Consider the following 14,779-nt stretch of genomic DNA (forward strand, 5'->3'; position numbering starts at 1 on the left):
GTTTCACGGAGCATCGTGCAGTCCTTTCGCCGGTGCCAACGGCGACTGTGGGTCGAGCAGGGAAGAACGGATGAAGTGCAGGTAGCTTTGCGCGCGGCGCAGCACCGAAGTGTCGAAGTGGCGGGCGAAGGGCTCGTCGGTGGCCTGCACGCGGGCGATGGCGTGGTCCACCGCCACCAGCGCGCGTTCGTGGTTGCTGGCGCTGGGCTGCAGGAACAGCCGGGCCAGGGCACGGCCCATCACGCGGATCGCCTGGCGCCAGGGCTGCGACTCGGCGTAGGCCGGGTGCACCGGCGCACGGGCCTGTTCCTTGCGCAGCTCGATGATGGCGTGGCCGATTTCCAGCACGGTGAACATCCAGCCCATCAACTGGCTCTGTACCTGCGGCTTGCCGGCTGCCAGGCCATAGGCCTGGTGCAGCAGGTCACGGGTGCGGCTTTCGAAGGCCGTGCCGATGCCGCGCAGGCGGCCGCTGATGGCGAACAGCACCTGCTCGCGCAGTTCCTGCTCCAGGCGGCTCCACAGCCAGCGGCTGTTGGGCGGCAGGATGATCGCACCGGCAGCGGCACAGACGAACATGCCGATGACCATGCCGATGTAGTCGTTGATGAAGGTGTATGGGTCATACACGGTGAGGTTGTTCGGCACCGAACCGATGGCGAAGAACACCAGCAGGCCGATGCCGTAGCCAGCATAGGCCGGCCGTGACGAAAGGAACGCGCCCAGCACGAACACTGGTGCCAGGACCATGCACAGCAGCGGGAAACCGTCGATCCAGGGGAACACGAAGAAGGTTTCGAAGAAGCCGACGAAGGCACCAATCGCCGTGCCGCAGGCCATCTGGAACGACATGCGCTTGGGGTTCGGCGAGGCTGCCGACAGGCCCACGGTGACGGTGGCGATCAGGGTCATCATGGCGCCGCTGGGCCAGTCGCTGAACAGCCAGTAGCTGCCCAGCAGCAACAGCACCGCCGAGGCGCGCACACCGGCGGCCAACGATACCAGCCAGCTGGTCTGCGCCACGTAGGGCTCATCCCACTGCTCGCGTTCGTGCCGGTGCGCAGCCAGCGAAGCGTGGGTTTCGGCGTAGCCGTACATCTCGTCGACGAAGCGGTAGAGCAGCTCGAAGGCGGTGTGGAAGTCGAGCAGGTCGGACTCGCTCGGCTCGGTTGCCAGGTACTCGGCGCGCAGGCCGCGCACCTGTGCCTGCAAGCCTTCCTTGTAGGCGGCCAGCTCCAGGGTCAGGCGCAGCGCATCGGCGTCGGTCAGCGCCCGGCCCACGTAGGGCTGCAACAGCTCCACCAGGGTGTTCAGGCCCGGCTCGATGGCGCCGACGATCTGCAGCGGGCCGCGGGCGCGCAGGCGCTCCAGCAAACGGTGCAGGGCATTGAAGCGCGTGGTGATGGCCATGAACTCGCTGTTCATGCGCACCAGGCGACCAGAGCGCCGGCGCATGTGCGGGTCTTCGAAGGCGGTGACGTTGCGCAGGCTCTCGAGCCCCACTGCTTCAGCGACGAAGCGCACGTTGCTGCTCTCGAAGCGGTCCCGCTGGCTTTCGCCGCGCAGGGCCTCGACCACCACCCCGGCGAACACGCCAAAGCGCTGGTACAGGGCGTTGCGCATGGCGGCACTGGCCGACTGCGGCAGGATCGCGGCGCTGACGAAGGTCGACACCAGAATGCCCAGGGCGATTTCCAGCACCCGCCATACCGCCGCCATGAACGCCTGGTCAGGGTGCTCAAGCACCGGCAGGCCGATCATCGCCGCGGTGTAGCCGGCCAGCACGAAGCCATAGGCGCGGAAGGTGCGGTAGCGCATGGCACCGGCCGAGCACAGGCCTACCCACAGGGCCAGGCTGGGCAGGAACAGCTCGGTGTTCTGCGGAAATATGGCGATCAGCGCCACCATCATCGCCGAGCCGGCCAGGGTGCCGAGCACCCGGTAGAAGCTCTTGGCGAACACATGCCCGCTTTGCGGCTGCATGACGATGAACACGGTGATCATCGCCGTACGCGGTTGCGGCAACTCCAGGCGCATGGCCAGCCACAGGGTGATGAACGCAGCGGCCAGCACCTTGAAGATGTACACCCAGGTCACCCCGTCGGTGCGCGCCCAGGCAAAGAAGCCCCGGCGCCATTCCAGGCTCTGCAGCCAGCGCACGGGCAAACTGGAAGTGCTCATTCGGCGTTATCCGGCTTCTTGTCGAGAATGGCCAGGGTGGCCGGGGTTTTCGGTACGGCCTGGCGCTCCTCTTTCGGCACGTCCTGGCCAGCCTGCAAGCCACCGCCCAGGGCGGTGACCAGCTCGGCATGGGCAATCAGGCGGGCAGCCTGCACCTGCTGTTGCACCTGCTGCTGGCGGAACAGCAAGGTCTGGGCGTTGAGCACGTTCAGGTAGTCGGTAAGGCCACGCTGGAAGGCGACCATGGCGATGTCGTAGGTTTTCTGCGCGGCCGCGACCGACTCGGCGGCGAAGTGCGACTGCTCCTTCATCGACTCACGGCGGATCAGCTGGTCGGAGATGTTCTTCAGCGCACCGACCACGGTCTGGTTGTAGCGTGCCACGGCCACGTCATAGCCCGCCGAGGCCACGCCCAGCTGCGAGCGCAGGCGGCCACCGTCGAAGATAGGCAGGCTGATGGCCGGGCCGACGTTGTAGTTGAACTTGCGCCCGGTGAGGAACTCCAGCGGGCCACCGCCGGTTGCCATGAAGCCAAGGCTGCCGACCAGGTCGACGTTGGGGAAGAAGCCGGCATGGGCGACATCGATGCCCCGCGCCTGGGCGGCCACCTGCCAACGGCTGGCGACCACGTCGGGGCGCTGGCCGACCAGTTCGGCCGGCAGGTTCGACGGCAGCTTCAGCGGCGCGGCCAGGGCCAGGCTCGGGCGCTGCAACTGCGCGCCCTCCCCCGGGCCCTTGCCGGCCAGGGCGGCCAGCTGGTTGCGGGCCAGGGCAATTTCTTCATCCAGGCTGTCGAGCTGGCGGTGGGTTTCCGGCAACGGCGCTTCGGCCTGGCTGACTTCGAAGTGAGTGCCGATGCCGGCATCCAGGCGGCGCTTGGCCAGGGCCAGGATCTGCTCCTGCTGTTCCAGCTCGGCCTTGACGATATCGCGCTGGGCGAAGTGCAGGCTCAGTTGGATGTAGGCGCGCACCACGTTGTTCTGCAGCTCCAGCTGCGCCTGGCGGGCCTCGGCAACGCTCATGTGCGCCTGGTCCACGGCCTGCTCGCTGGCGTTGCGTTCGCGGCCCCACAGGTCCAGTGCATAGCTGAAGCCAATGGCGGCGTTGTTGTCCCAGGTATTGGCGCCGGACAGCGCGCCCGGGCCATAGAACTGGTCTTCAGGCCAGTTGTGGCGCTTGAGCGTGGCCTGGCCGTTGGCCTGGAGTTTTTCCGCCGACTCGACCACGCCGGCCATGGCCTTGGCTTCGCGTACCCGCGCCGCAGCCATGGCCAGGCTCGGGCTGCCGGCCACGGCCAGGGCAACCCAGCGGTCAAGCTGTGGGTCGCCATAGGCGTGCCACCACTGCTGGTCGGGCCAGTGGGCGTCGGTCGCGGCTTCGCGTATGGCCGCGTCGGTGGTCAGGGTGTTGGCTTGCAGCGTCTTGCTTTGCGGGGCAATGCCCCAGGTTCCGATACAGCCGCTCAAGGTGAGGGCAAGGGCACAGGCACTGAACGCATTGAGCGTTCTGATGATGCGACGCGGCACAGCTGCGATTTCCCGAGGAAGAGGTAAAGGGGCCGGGCAATTCTAGGGGGCGGCAGCACTGGCGATAAGCGTGGATTCCTGCGAATCTTTGTTACCAAAACAGCGATAATCCGCCTTTGGTCGAAGGCAACTTTTCATCTCTTTTACGTTACTTCGTGACACAATTTTGTCCTCTACATCGAGAGTGACCCATGGACACCCTGCAAAACATGCGTGCTTTCAGTTGCGTAGCCCAACTCGGCAGCTTTACCGCTGCCGCCGGGCAACTGGATACGACCACCGCGAACGTGTCGCGGGCGGTCTCCAACCTGGAAGCCCATCTGCAAACAAGGCTGCTCAACCGCACCACCCGCCGCATTGCGCTGACCGAAGCCGGCAAGCGCTACCTGATGCGTTGCGAACAGATTCTTACCTATGTCGAAGAAGCCGAGGCCGAGGCCAGCGACGCCCATGCCCGCCCGGCCGGGCAATTGAAGGTGCACTCGATGACCGGGGTCGGTCAGCACTTCGTGGTCGACGCCATCGCCCGCTACCGCGAATCGCACCCGGACGTGACCTTCGACCTGACCATGGCCAACCGCGTGCCCGACCTGCTCGACGAGGGCTATGACGTGTCCATCGTGCTGGCCACCGAACTGCCCGACTCGGGGTTCGTGTCCCAGCGCCTGGGCATCACCTACAGCATCGTCTGCGCCTCGCCCGCCTACATCGCCCGCCACGGCGTTGCGCACAAGCCTGCCGACCTGCTCAAGCACGCCTGCCTGCGCATGGTCAGCCCGGTGATCCCGTTGGAGAAATGGCTGTTCGACGGGCCGGAAGGCCAGGAGATGGTCAACATCACCAGCTCGCCGTTCATGGTCAATACTGCCGATGCCATGAAGACCGCCATCCGCAGCGGCATGGGCGTGGGCGTGCTGCCGATCTATTCGGCCATCGACGGCCTGCGCGATGGCAGCCTGGTACGGGTGCTGCCCGAGTACCGGCTGCAGGAGCTGAACCTGTACGCCATCTACCCGTCGCGGCAGTACCTGGATGCCAAGATCAAGACCTGGGTGGAGTACCTGCGCAACTCGCTGCCGGAGATTCTGGCAGCCCATGAGGCGGACCTGAAAACCCATCAGGTGATGATCGCCAACTAAAAAGCTGCTGCATTGCGGGGGCGGACAATGGTAGGTTGCTAACCATCGCCGGCCTCTTCGCGGGTAAACCCGCTCCCACAGGTACACCACTGCCTTCCAGGGCTGTGCAATACCTGTGGGAGCGGGTTCACCCGCGAAGAAACCACCACCGCCCCACCGCCTTGCAGAGAAGTTGCCCGATGAAAAAGACCGTCCTGGCCTTCAGCCGAATCACCCCGGCCATGGCCGAACGCCTGCAGCAAGACTTCAACGTGATCGTGCCGAACCCCAAGCTCGGCGACATCAATGCCCAGTTCAATGAAGCCCTGCCCGAGGCCCATGGCCTGATCGGCGTTGGCCGCAAGCTCGGCAGAGCGCAGCTTGAAGGGGCAGCCAGGCTGGAGGTGGTATCCAGCGTGTCGGTCGGCTACGACAACTACGACCTGGACTACTTCAACGAACGCGGCATCGCCCTGACCAACACCCCAGATGTGCTGACCGAAAGCACCGCCGACCTGGGTTTCTCGCTGATCATGGGCTGCGCCCGCCGCACCGCCGAGCTGGATGCCTGGACCAAGGCCGGCAACTGGCAAGCCACCGTAGGCCCGGCCCACTTCGGCAGCGATGTGCACGGCAAGACCCTGGGCATCGTCGGCATGGGCAACATCGGTGCCGCCATTGCCCGTCGCGGTCGGTTCGGTTTCAACATGCCGGTCATCTATTCCGGCAACAGCCGCAAGAGCGCGCTGGAGCAAGAGCTGGGCGCGCAGTTCCGCAGCCTGGAACAACTGCTGGCCGAAGCCGACTTTGTCTGCATCGTGGTGCCGTTGTCCGATGCCACCCGCAAGCTGATCGGTGCGCGTGAGTTGCAACTGATGAAGCCGAGCGCGTTCCTGATCAATATCGCCCGCGGGCCGGTGGTGGACGAGGCGGCGCTGATCGAGGCACTGCAGAACGGCACCATTCGCGGTGCGGGCCTGGACGTGTACGAGAAAGAGCCGCTGAGCGATTCGCCGCTGTTCAAGCTGCCCAATGCCCTGACCTTGCCGCACGTTGGCTCGGCCACTGCCGAAACCCGCGAGGCCATGGCCAACCGGGCAATCGACAACCTGCGTGCGGCGCTGCTGGGTGAACGGCCGCGGGACCTGGTGAACCCACAGGTGTGGAAGGGCTGATAGGCCTCTACTGCCTGCACCGGCCCTATCGCCGGCAAGCCAGCTCCCACAGGTAACCCACAGGCCTGAGCCTTGTGCAGTACCTGTGGGAGCTGGCTTGCCGGCGATAGGGCCAGTGCAGGCAACCCATTACTTATTTGGCCACCACAACACCCTCAGCCACCCTGGCCTTGGGCTTGCGAAACACCAGCACATTCCCCGCCATCACCGCCACCAGCCCCAACAAGGCCGGTGCCGTCCACTGATACCCCTCGGCCACCGCCGACACGTTCAACGCCACCAAGGGGAACAGCACCGTGCAGTACGCTGCCCGCTCCGGCCCCATGCGCCCGACCAGGGTCAAGTAGGCGGTAAAGGCAATCACCGAGCCCGGCACCACCAGGTACAGCAACGAGCCGATGTACCGCACGTTCCACTCCATGCTGAATGGCACGCCGCTGACCACGCAGAACACCGCCAGCATCGCTGCACCGTAGACCATGCCCCAGGCATTGGTGGTCATGGGTTTGAGCCCGGCCTTCTGCTGCATGCTCGACAGCATGTTGCCGGCCGAGAAGCACAGCGTGCCGAGCAGGGCCAGGCCAAGGCCGTACAGGGTTTCGCGGCTGGCCGCGTGGTGGGACAGCTCGGGCCAGAACAGCAGCCCCAGGCCAAGGAGCCCCAAGGCGCCGCCGCCGAGCACGTTGCTGGCGATCTTCTGGCCGAAGAAGATCCGCGCGTTGAGTGCATTCCACAGGGTGGCGGTGGAGAACACCACGGCGATCAGGCCGCTGGCAATCCACTGGCTGGCGCTGAGGAAGCAGATGAAGTTGACGCAGAACAGGCACAGGCCCTGGGCCAGACAGATCTGGTGGCCACGCCGGTTTATTGGCTGCAGGCGGCGGGTGAGCAGCAGGAAGGCGAACAGGATCAGCCCGGCCAGGGCGAAGCGGTAGACGATCGAGACCGGAATGGCGACCACGCCCAGCTGGAGTTTCAGGGCGATCCAGGTGGTGCCCCAGATCAGGACGGTTAGCAAGTAGAGTGACAGGTTCATGGCGGCGGTTCCTTGGGCCTTTCAGGATCGGTGCCCGGCGCTTCGCGGCTAAAGCCGCTCCCACAAGGACCGCGCTGCTCTCGAGGCTGGCGCGGTCCCTGTGGGAGCGGGTTCACCCGCGAATCGAGGGCGTAGCCCTCGCCGAGGCATTTCAGTGTTCTCCTGTCGAACACCCACGCGCTTGCACAAACTTGCGCATTTGTCCCGCGGGTAGCTGTAAGCCTGGCCAAGGCGCAGTAGGATGGCTGGCAAGAGGAACCGCCCATGACGCCACTCACCCAGCTGCAAGTGTTCAACGCCATGCACGCCTCGCCCCATGCCCGGCTGGAGCTGAGCGCGCACCTGGGCGACGGGCTGGCGGCGGCGTTGTGGAGCAACCGCGACGATGCCCGCGACTACCAGGCACCGAGCCATCACACCCTGTCGTGCTACATCGCCGACGGCACCGGCACCTTTCGCCGCCAGCGCCCCGGCGACAAAGGGGCGCCCGACAAGCTGTGCGTGATGCCGGCCGGGCAGGAATCGAACTGGGTGGTCAATGGCGCGATCCGCCTGGCGCACCTGTATGTCAGCGAGGCGCAATTCGCCCTGGGCTGCGTGCGCCTGCTCGACCGTGAACCGCGTGAGCTGCAACTGCAGGAGGCGACCTTTCTCGATGACCCGCAGCAGGCCAAGCGCTTTCGCCAGCTGATCACCCTGGACTGGGATGAACCTGGCGAGCGCTTGCTGGCCAGCAGCCTGGCGCACGAGATCGTCGACCATGCGCTGCTCAACCAGGTCGGGCTGCGCCAGGGCCTGCGGCTGAAAGGCGGGCTGGCACCGAGCCTGCGCCGGCAAATGGTCGACTACATCGAAGCGCATCTCGACCAGCCCATCACCCTGGGTGAACTGGCCTTGCGCTGCAACCTGTCCGAATACCACTTTGCGCGCATGTTCCGCGCCAGTTTCGGGCTGCCGCCGCACCAGTACCTGCTGGCCCGGCGGCTGCACCGGGCCTGCCAGCTGTTGCGGCTGGGGTTGATGCCTTTGGGGGAGATTGCCCTGTTGTGCGGGTTTGCCAGTGCCAGCCATTTCAGCAACCGGTTCCGCCAGGCGGTCGGTGCAACACCGGGCGAATACCGTTCGGCCATTTGCGGCTAAAGCCGCTCCCACAGGGACCGCGCCACCCTCAAGGGCAGTGCAGTACCTGTGGGAGCGGCTTTAGCCGCGAAGAGGCCGGTACAGGCTGGCCTAGAACTCGAAGGTACTGGACAAGCTCACCTGCCGCGCATCGCCAATGGCCACAAAGTACTGGTTCACCGCCGAGCTGTAGTAAACCTTGTCGAACAGGTTCTTCACGTTCAGCTGCAACAGCACCTTGTGCTCGTCGAGCCTGGTCTCGTAGCTGGCAAAGGCATCGGCCACGGTATAGGACGGCAGGTCGAAGGTGTTGGTCGGGTTGCCAGCGCGCTCGCCTACGTATCGGGCCCCCGCGCCAATGCGCAGGCGATCGCCGCCGAACAGGCTGCCATAGTCATACACCGCCGACAGCGAACCACTGTGGCGGGCCACGTTCTGCAGGCGGTTGCCCTTGAGGTCCGGGTCCTTGGTCACTTGCGCATCGGTGAAGGCGTAGCTGCCGATCAGGCTCCAGCGCTCGCTCAGCTGGCCAGTCAGGTCCAGCTCAACACCCCGTGAGCTGACCTCTCCAGCATTGCTGTACACCGTTTCGCGCGTACTGGTATCAAAGTTGGAAACCAGCACGTTGCGCTTGGTGATGTCGAACAACGCCAGTGTTCCGGTAAGGCGGCCTGGCATGTCGAGCTTGGCACCCAGCTCCCACGATTTGCCCTCCTCCGGCGCCACCGACGAGTCAAGCACCACATTGCCGACCAGCGGCGCGATGGTGGAGTTGGGCTTGAACGACTCGCTATAGCTGCCATAAAACGACAGCTGCTCGTCCACCTTGTAGACGATACCTGCATGCGGCACCCACGCCTGGCCATTGATGTCGGTGTTGGCCTTGAACGGGCGGCCGCGGCCGGCGTATTGGTCGAACTGCTGGAAGCGCGCACCGGCCACCAGGATCCAGTGATCATCCAGGTGCAGCGCGTCCTGCACGAACAACGCGTTGGTGCGTAGCTTGTCGGTCTGGTCGCTGTCACTGGCTTTGACGGTGGTGCCCTCCACTTCCTGCCCGTAGATCGGGTTCATGTAGCTGAAGGTAGATTGGGCGCTCTGCCGGATCAGGTCCCCACGAAAGACCTTGCGGTCTTCATGATCGACACCGAACAGCAGGTCGTTCTGCATCCCGGCCAGTTCCACATTGCCGGCCAGGCTCAGGGTGGCGAACTGGTCACGACTCATGGCGTTGTGGGTGCCGTCGATGCTGCGCGACAGCGTGCCGCTTTTTTCATTCACGCCGGTCACCCGCACCTGGCTGGCATCATAGGTTTCGCGGTTGAAGCTGTAGCCGAAGTGCAGCTTCCAGTCATCGGCCAGTTGGTGGTCGACTTCCAGACGGTACAGGTCGGAACGCCCCTCCATGTCGTTGAAGGGCTCGTCCAGGCGCCGCGTGGCTGGGATATCCAGCGGGTGGCCGTTGTTGCCGAACGCCGTGCCACGGTCGAAGGGGTAGAGAAATTCGCGGTGCTCGTAGGCCAGTACCACCTGGGTGTCTTCGCCCAGCCAGGCCAGCGACGGCGCTACCAGCGATTCGCGGTGCACGCCGTAGTTGCGCCAGTAGTCTTCATCTTCGTGGTCGACGATCAGGCGATAGGCGAAGTTGCTGTCGCCCAGCGCGCCGGTGCTGTCGAACCCGCCACCGCTGCCGTTCTTGCCGCTGCCGTAGGTCGACCCGCGCACGGTCAGGGCGTTGTACTGCTCGAGTTGCGGGCGCTTGCTGACCACGTTGATGACCCCGCCCGGGTCCTGGATGCCGTACAGCAGCGAGGCCGGGCCCTTGAGCACTTCGACCCGCTCGGTGCTGGCGTTGAGGCTGCGGCCCTGCACGATGGGCATGCCATCGCGCATGATCGAGCCGTCGCGGTTGTCGCCGAAGCCGCGCTTCATCACCGTGTCGGAGGTGCCACCGAAATTGTTGCCCTGGGTGATGCCGCTGACATTGGCCAGGGCGTCATCGAGGTTGCGCGGGGCCTGGTCACGGATGACCTGGGCCGGCACCACGTTGATGGCTTGGGGGATGTCCTGGCCAGGGCCCTGCCCGCGCATGATCGAGGCGGTAGCCGGGGGCTGGTAGCTGTAGTCGTCCAGTTGCGAGGTCACGGTGATGGCCTGCAGGTTGAGGGCGCCGGAGGTGTCCACTGCTTCGAGGGTGAGTGTGCGTGCATCGACACGGCGCCAGGCCAGCCCGGTAGTGCCCAGCAGCTGTTGCAGGGCCTGTTCGGCGCTGAACCTGCCGTTCAGCGCCGGCGCCTGCACGCCTGGCAGTTCCAGGGTGTAGACCACGCTCTGGCCGGTGGTGCGGCTGAAGGCGCCAAGTGCCAGGGCAAGGGGTTGCGCTGGCTGGGCGAAGGTGTACGCCTGCTGTTGCTCGGCGGCGCAGGCCAGGGGGGCGACAGCGAATGCCGGGAGCGCGGAAAGGCCGAGCCAGAGAGGGACGCAACGCGGGGTGAACTTCATGGACGCTGACCTGTGAGAGGGATATGACTGCGAATGAATCGCACTTCCACTCATTACACGGATGCCACGTCCTGTTACCTCACCCGCTATCTGAAAATATTTTTGCCTGTGCGGGCCTCTTCGCGGGTGAAGCCGCTCCCACAGGTACTGCACAGGATTTGAAACTTGCGCCCTTCCTGTGGGAGCGGGTTCACCCGCGAAGAGGCCGGCACAGGCGACTACCGGATCAGGGTCAACCGCCCCAGCACTGTCTGCCGCGAAAAGCCCATCACCTTGCCCAGCGAATCCAGCGCCAGCAACGGCTCGGCCACGGGGAAGCTGCCACTGACCTTGCGCCGCCCCAACTCATCATCGAGCAGCAGGATGCGCCCCGGGTAATAACGCCCCAGGTCCTCGACCACCTGCGCCAGCGGCACCTGGTAGTAATTCAGCCAGCCCTGGCGCCAGGCCAGGCGGTTGTCGCTGTCCACCGCCAGGGTGTCGCCGACTCGGCCGGCAGCGTAGGCCGCCTGCTGGTTGGCCTTCAGTTCACGCGCTGCTGCGCCCGGTGCCGGGCTCACCGCCACGCGCCCACTGCGTACCGTGACCTGGGCGCCCTCGCCCTGCTCGCGCACTTCGAACTGAGTGCCAAGCACGCGCACCTCGCCGCCGGCAGCTTCCACCACGAACGGCGCGCCGGTATGCGTGACCTGGAAGAACGCCGCACCATGCAACAACCGCACGCGGCGCTCGCCCTGCACAAAATCGACTGCAATCGCGCTCCCCGCATCCAGCGTCACCTGTGACTGGTCAGGCAAGGTCACCTGGCGGATTTGACCAGCAGTGCTGTAGTCGGCCTGCAGGTCCTGCAGCCACAGGCCCGGGTGCCAACCACCGGCAACGCCCACGGCCAGTACCAGGCACGCAGCCACCGCCAGCGCCGCGACCCGCTGCCGCCAGGGGTGCCTGGCCGGCGGCCTGGCCATCGCATCCAGGTAACGTTGCAGGCTTGCCTGTTCTTCAGCGGCCAGGCGCGCCGCCGGGGCGGCGCTGTTCTGCCACAGCGCCTGGGCCTGGGCGTAGGCCTCACGGTGCCCAGGGTCGGCCAGCAGCCAGCGCTTGAACGCCGCGCCCTCGGCCTGCGCAGGTTGCTCGTTGATGCGGCTGAGCCATTGCAGTGCAGCCCGGGACTGCGCCTCGGTGATCGGCGGTAAACGGCTCATCGACGGGCACTCCCTGGCCGGCGCGGGGTGGACGCGGGCTCGGCAACACTCGCCTTGCACGCTTCGAGGGCGCGCATCATATGCTTTTCCACAGCACTCTGGGACAGTTGCATGGCCTTGGCGATCTCGCCGTATTTGCAGCCGTGGATACGGTTGAGCAGGAAGATCTGCCGGGTGCGCTCGGGCAAGGCGCGCAAGGCAGCGTCGATGCGCTGCAGGTCGTGATCGACCTCCACGGCCTGTTCCGGGGCCTGGGCCATGGCCGCTTCATCCAGCGGCAGCACAGCTTCGGCCACGCGTTCGCGGCTGCCTTCGCTGCGCAGGTGGTCGATGGCCAGGTTGCCGGCGCAACGCAGCAGATAGGTGTCCAGCGCCTCGACCTTGACCTCGGGGCGACGCCAGAAGCGCAGGAACAGTTCCTGGACCAGGTCCGATGCCGTGGCCCGGCAGCCGACCCGGCGGCTCACCAGGGCCTCCATGCGTGCCCGCTGGGCCTGGAACACCTGGACGAAGCGCGCACGCCCGCCGCCGCTTTCGGCATCCGCCTCGATCATGTCGCCCGGCTCGCTCACCTGGTCACTCGGCGAACACGGCCAGCAACGGCCCCAGCACCACGCTGGCGGCGGCCAGGCCCAGCAACAGGCGGGGCTGGTATGGCAGGCCGAACACCCACAGGGTCACCCCGGCCATCATCACTGCAGTCCACTCCACCAGGCCATGGGCCCAGCCACGCAGGAGCACGCTGAGCACCAGCGACAGCACCAGCAACAGCCAGCCGGCGCTTCGCAACAGGCGCAACTGCACGGGGCGCGGCTTGCGCCCGAGCAGGTCGACGAAGTGCTTCTCCATGGCCAGGCACAGGGCAACGAAGCCGGCGTAAGCGATCAGTGCATTACCCAGCATCAGCTCGCCTCCGCCGTTTCAGTGCTCGGCTTCTTTGCTGCACGCGGGGCACGCTTGGCCACAGGTTTCGGGCTGTGCAACATCTTGCCGGCCAGCCAGGCCAGGAACAGGCCGGTGCCCAGCGCTGTCAGGTCGAAGCCGGCCATCGCCCAGTCACCCGCCGGCAGCGAATGGTTCAGGCCCTGGCCGGTGGTCAGGCCGTTGAGCAGCGGCAGCAAGGCGAAGGCCAGCGCGCCCAGTGCCAGTTGCTCGCCCCATGCCCGCCGCCCACTGCGCAGCACGGCGTGCACCAGCGACAGGCCCCAGGCGGTGAAGAAGGCGTTGACCTCCCAATCGGCCCGGCCTTCGACACCCATCGGGATCAGGCGGTTGGCCCAGAAGAAGCCCGCCACGGCCAGCAACAGGCCGCTCATGCTGGCGATATTGAGCACCTCGACCAGGCGCAGTTCGCCCGGCAGGCGTTCGCTCCTGGCATGCTTGAGCTGACGCTTGCCCAGCCACATCACCAGCCCGGTGCCGATCACCGCGGTACCGGCCACGCCAAAGAAGAAGTACAGCCAGCGCAGCCAGGGCCCGGCGAAATTGCCCATGTGCAGACCGGCAAAGCTGAAGGCGGTCATCATCGCCCCGCTCTCCGGCTTGCCCTGGCTCAACAGCGCACCGCTGGCGCCATCGAAGGTCCAGTTGGCGCTACGCCGATAGGCCACATGGTCGGCCGCGGACTGGGTGAAGGTAACGCGGGCATTGCTGTCGCCGGCATTTTCCACCTGGATACGGCCGATACGCGCGCCCGGTTGCAGGTCCTGCACCTTGGCGTACAGGCTCGGCAACGGTACCAGCGGCGCGGCCACATGGGCCGCCTTGGGCGCATCGTTACGGCCGAACAGGTCGTTGAAGTACTTGCCGGTGTCATTGCCGTAGCTGGCCATGATGCCTGCCGGCATCACCATGTACATGAACAGCACCAGGCTGCTGTAGCTGATCATCAGGTGGAACGGCAGCACCAGCACGCCAATGGCGTTGTGCCCGTCCAGCCAGGAGCGCTGGCCCTTTCCGGGGCGGAAGGTGAAGAACTCCTTGAAGATCTTCTTGTGGGTGATGATGCCGGTGACCAGCCCCAACAGCATGATGAAGGCGCAGAACGTCGACAGCCAGCGGCCGAAGGGGTATGGCATCTGCAGCTGGAAGTGAAAGCGGTAGAAGAACTCGCCACCGCGACTGTCGCGTGCCTCCACCGGCTGGCCGGTCTGGGTATCGAGGGTCCTGGTGACGAAGCCGCGTGGCCCGCCATTGGGGTCGCGATAACCCACGCTCAAGGCAGCCTCGCGTGCGTTGGGCATGCGGATCAGCCAGGTGCCCGAATGCCCGGCGTTGTCCTGCAGGTACTGCTGGGCTATCTCCAGGCTATGGGTCGGGTCCAGATCATGGCTGCGCACTTCTGGCTGCGACCAGTGGGTGATTTCTTCCTTGAAATACGACAGCGTGCCGGTGAGGAAGATGGCAAACAACAGCCAGCCGAAGATCAGGCCGGTCCAGGTGTGCAGCCAGGCCATGGCTTGGCGGAAGCCTTCTTTCATGGGGTTTTCATCCAGTAGGCCAACCCGCTGATCACACCCAGCAGCATGCTTGGCGCCAGCACGCCCAGCCAGGCGCGCAAAGCGCTGCGGCAGGCGAAGCACCAGATGAACGCCAGCAGGTAGAAGACGAATGACAGCAGCAGGCCTGTGAGCGTGGCATCAACCTGTGGCAGCGGCGCTAGCAGGGTAATGCAGACGCTGGCCACGGACGCCAGCAGGTAGCCGCCCAGCAGCGCGGCCAGGCTGCGTGAAGTTACGGCCAGGCGATAGTTGAGCGAGAGACCGGCAGTTTTGCGCGTCATGGCGAAGGCCCGGGCGTTTTCGGGCATGCAATAATAATGATTTCAATTCTCATAAGCAAAGGCCGAGCGATGAGCCGCCTGCTGCCTTGAATGCAACAAGAAATTTATTTTCAAAAAGGGCTTGAATTCGTTTCGCCG

At 65.4% G+C, this 14,779-nt stretch carries 12 protein-coding genes; 3 read left to right on the forward strand and 9 right to left on the reverse strand.

From position 1 onward, the window contains the following. Positions 1–3: 3 nt before the first annotated feature. Both ABX298_RS06085 and ABX298_RS06090 read right to left on the reverse strand, forming a co-directional pair. Positions 4–2,181, reverse strand: coding sequence for an FUSC family protein (locus ABX298_RS06085; RefSeq protein WP_025340597.1), 2,178 nt, complete (start codon positions 2,179–2,181; stop codon positions 4–6). Further along, positions 2,178–3,707, reverse strand: coding sequence for an efflux transporter outer membrane subunit (locus ABX298_RS06090; protein WP_317409313.1), 1,530 nt, complete (start codon positions 3,705–3,707; stop codon positions 2,178–2,180). Before ABX298_RS06090 ends, ABX298_RS06085 begins: the two co-directional genes overlap by 4 nt. Positions 3,708–3,898: 191 nt before the next feature. On the opposite strand from ABX298_RS06090, the gene ABX298_RS06095 reads away from it, so the two are divergent. Together ABX298_RS06095 and ABX298_RS06100 are read left to right on the forward strand one after the other, a co-directional pair. Next, positions 3,899–4,846, forward strand: a complete 948-nt coding sequence (locus ABX298_RS06095; protein WP_013974172.1) for a LysR family transcriptional regulator — start codon at positions 3,899–3,901, stop codon at positions 4,844–4,846. A gap of 179 nt (positions 4,847–5,025) precedes the next feature. Further along, on the forward strand, positions 5,026–6,000 hold the full coding sequence (locus ABX298_RS06100; protein WP_085664426.1) for a D-glycerate dehydrogenase: 975 nt from the start codon (positions 5,026–5,028) through the stop codon (positions 5,998–6,000). A gap of 133 nt (positions 6,001–6,133) precedes the next feature. Here ABX298_RS06100 and ABX298_RS06105 read toward each other — a convergent pair whose 3' ends face one another. Next, positions 6,134–7,036: a DMT family transporter gene (locus ABX298_RS06105; protein WP_317409311.1), complete on the reverse strand. Its 903-nt coding sequence runs from the start codon at positions 7,034–7,036 to the stop codon at positions 6,134–6,136. 264 nt (positions 7,037–7,300) lie between these two features. On the opposite strand from ABX298_RS06105, the gene ABX298_RS06110 reads away from it, so the two are divergent. Beyond that, complete coding sequence (locus tag ABX298_RS06110) at positions 7,301–8,176, forward strand: helix-turn-helix transcriptional regulator (protein ID WP_367394180.1); 876 nt, start codon at positions 7,301–7,303, stop codon at positions 8,174–8,176. Positions 8,177–8,266: 90 nt separating this feature from the next. Here the strand turns inward: ABX298_RS06110 and ABX298_RS06115 are convergent, their stop codons facing one another. The 6 genes from ABX298_RS06115 to ABX298_RS06140 all read right to left on the reverse strand — a co-directional run bounded on the left by ABX298_RS06115 (position 8,267) and on the right by ABX298_RS06140 (position 14,641). Further along, positions 8,267–10,657, reverse strand: a complete 2,391-nt coding sequence (locus ABX298_RS06115; RefSeq protein ID WP_075046304.1) for a TonB-dependent receptor — start codon at positions 10,655–10,657, stop codon at positions 8,267–8,269. Positions 10,658–10,875: 218 nt separating this feature from the next. Next, positions 10,876–11,859, reverse strand: a complete 984-nt coding sequence (locus tag ABX298_RS06120) for a FecR domain-containing protein (protein ID WP_286100555.1) — start codon at positions 11,857–11,859, stop codon at positions 10,876–10,878. Next, the gene (locus tag ABX298_RS06125; RefSeq protein ID WP_170978878.1) at positions 11,856–12,413 is read right to left on the reverse strand and encodes an RNA polymerase sigma factor; all 558 of its coding nucleotides are present in this window, start codon (positions 12,411–12,413) and stop codon (positions 11,856–11,858) included. The genes ABX298_RS06120 and ABX298_RS06125 overlap by 4 nt, the downstream gene beginning before the upstream one ends. A 22-nt stretch (positions 12,414–12,435) precedes the next feature. Further along, positions 12,436–12,762: a DUF3325 domain-containing protein gene (locus ABX298_RS06130; RefSeq protein WP_367394181.1), complete on the reverse strand. Its 327-nt coding sequence runs from the start codon at positions 12,760–12,762 to the stop codon at positions 12,436–12,438. Then, positions 12,762–14,339: a PepSY-associated TM helix domain-containing protein gene (locus ABX298_RS06135; protein ID WP_367394182.1), complete on the reverse strand. Its 1,578-nt coding sequence runs from the start codon at positions 14,337–14,339 to the stop codon at positions 12,762–12,764. Before ABX298_RS06135 ends, ABX298_RS06130 begins: the two co-directional genes overlap by 1 nt. Then, positions 14,336–14,641, reverse strand: coding sequence for a DUF3649 domain-containing protein (locus ABX298_RS06140; protein WP_274079114.1), 306 nt, complete (start codon positions 14,639–14,641; stop codon positions 14,336–14,338). Before ABX298_RS06140 ends, ABX298_RS06135 begins: the two co-directional genes overlap by 4 nt. Positions 14,642–14,779: the final 138 nt, after the last annotated feature.

The sequence above is a fragment of the Pseudomonas sp. X4 genome (genome assembly GCF_040784925.1).
GTDB classification, from domain to species: Bacteria; Pseudomonadota; Gammaproteobacteria; order Pseudomonadales; family Pseudomonadaceae; genus Aquipseudomonas; species Aquipseudomonas putida_Z.

Bases quoted from the DNA above. Each gene is read 5' to 3' on its own strand.
- ABX298_RS06085 (WP_025340597.1), bottom strand. From the start codon at position 2,181: ATGAGCACTTCCAGTTTGCCCGTGCGCTGGCTGCAGAGCCTGGAATGG.
- ABX298_RS06095 (WP_013974172.1), top strand. From the start codon at position 3,899: ATGGACACCCTGCAAAACATGCGTGCTTTCAGTTGCGTAGCCCAACTC.
- ABX298_RS06100 (WP_085664426.1), top strand. From the start codon at position 5,026: ATGAAAAAGACCGTCCTGGCCTTCAGCCGAATCACCCCGGCCATGGCC.
- ABX298_RS06105 (WP_317409311.1), bottom strand. From the start codon at position 7,036: ATGAACCTGTCACTCTACTTGCTAACCGTCCTGATCTGGGGCACCACC.
- ABX298_RS06110 (WP_367394180.1), top strand. From the start codon at position 7,301: ATGACGCCACTCACCCAGCTGCAAGTGTTCAACGCCATGCACGCCTCG.
- ABX298_RS06115 (WP_075046304.1), bottom strand. From the start codon at position 10,657: ATGAAGTTCACCCCGCGTTGCGTCCCTCTCTGGCTCGGCCTTTCCGCG.
- ABX298_RS06120 (WP_286100555.1), bottom strand. From the start codon at position 11,859: ATGAGCCGTTTACCGCCGATCACCGAGGCGCAGTCCCGGGCTGCACTG.
- ABX298_RS06125 (WP_170978878.1), bottom strand. From the start codon at position 12,413: ATGATCGAGGCGGATGCCGAAAGCGGCGGCGGGCGTGCGCGCTTCGTC.
- ABX298_RS06130 (WP_367394181.1), bottom strand. From the start codon at position 12,762: ATGCTGGGTAATGCACTGATCGCTTACGCCGGCTTCGTTGCCCTGTGC.
- ABX298_RS06135 (WP_367394182.1), bottom strand. From the start codon at position 14,339: ATGAAAGAAGGCTTCCGCCAAGCCATGGCCTGGCTGCACACCTGGACC.
- ABX298_RS06140 (WP_274079114.1), bottom strand. From the start codon at position 14,641: ATGACGCGCAAAACTGCCGGTCTCTCGCTCAACTATCGCCTGGCCGTA.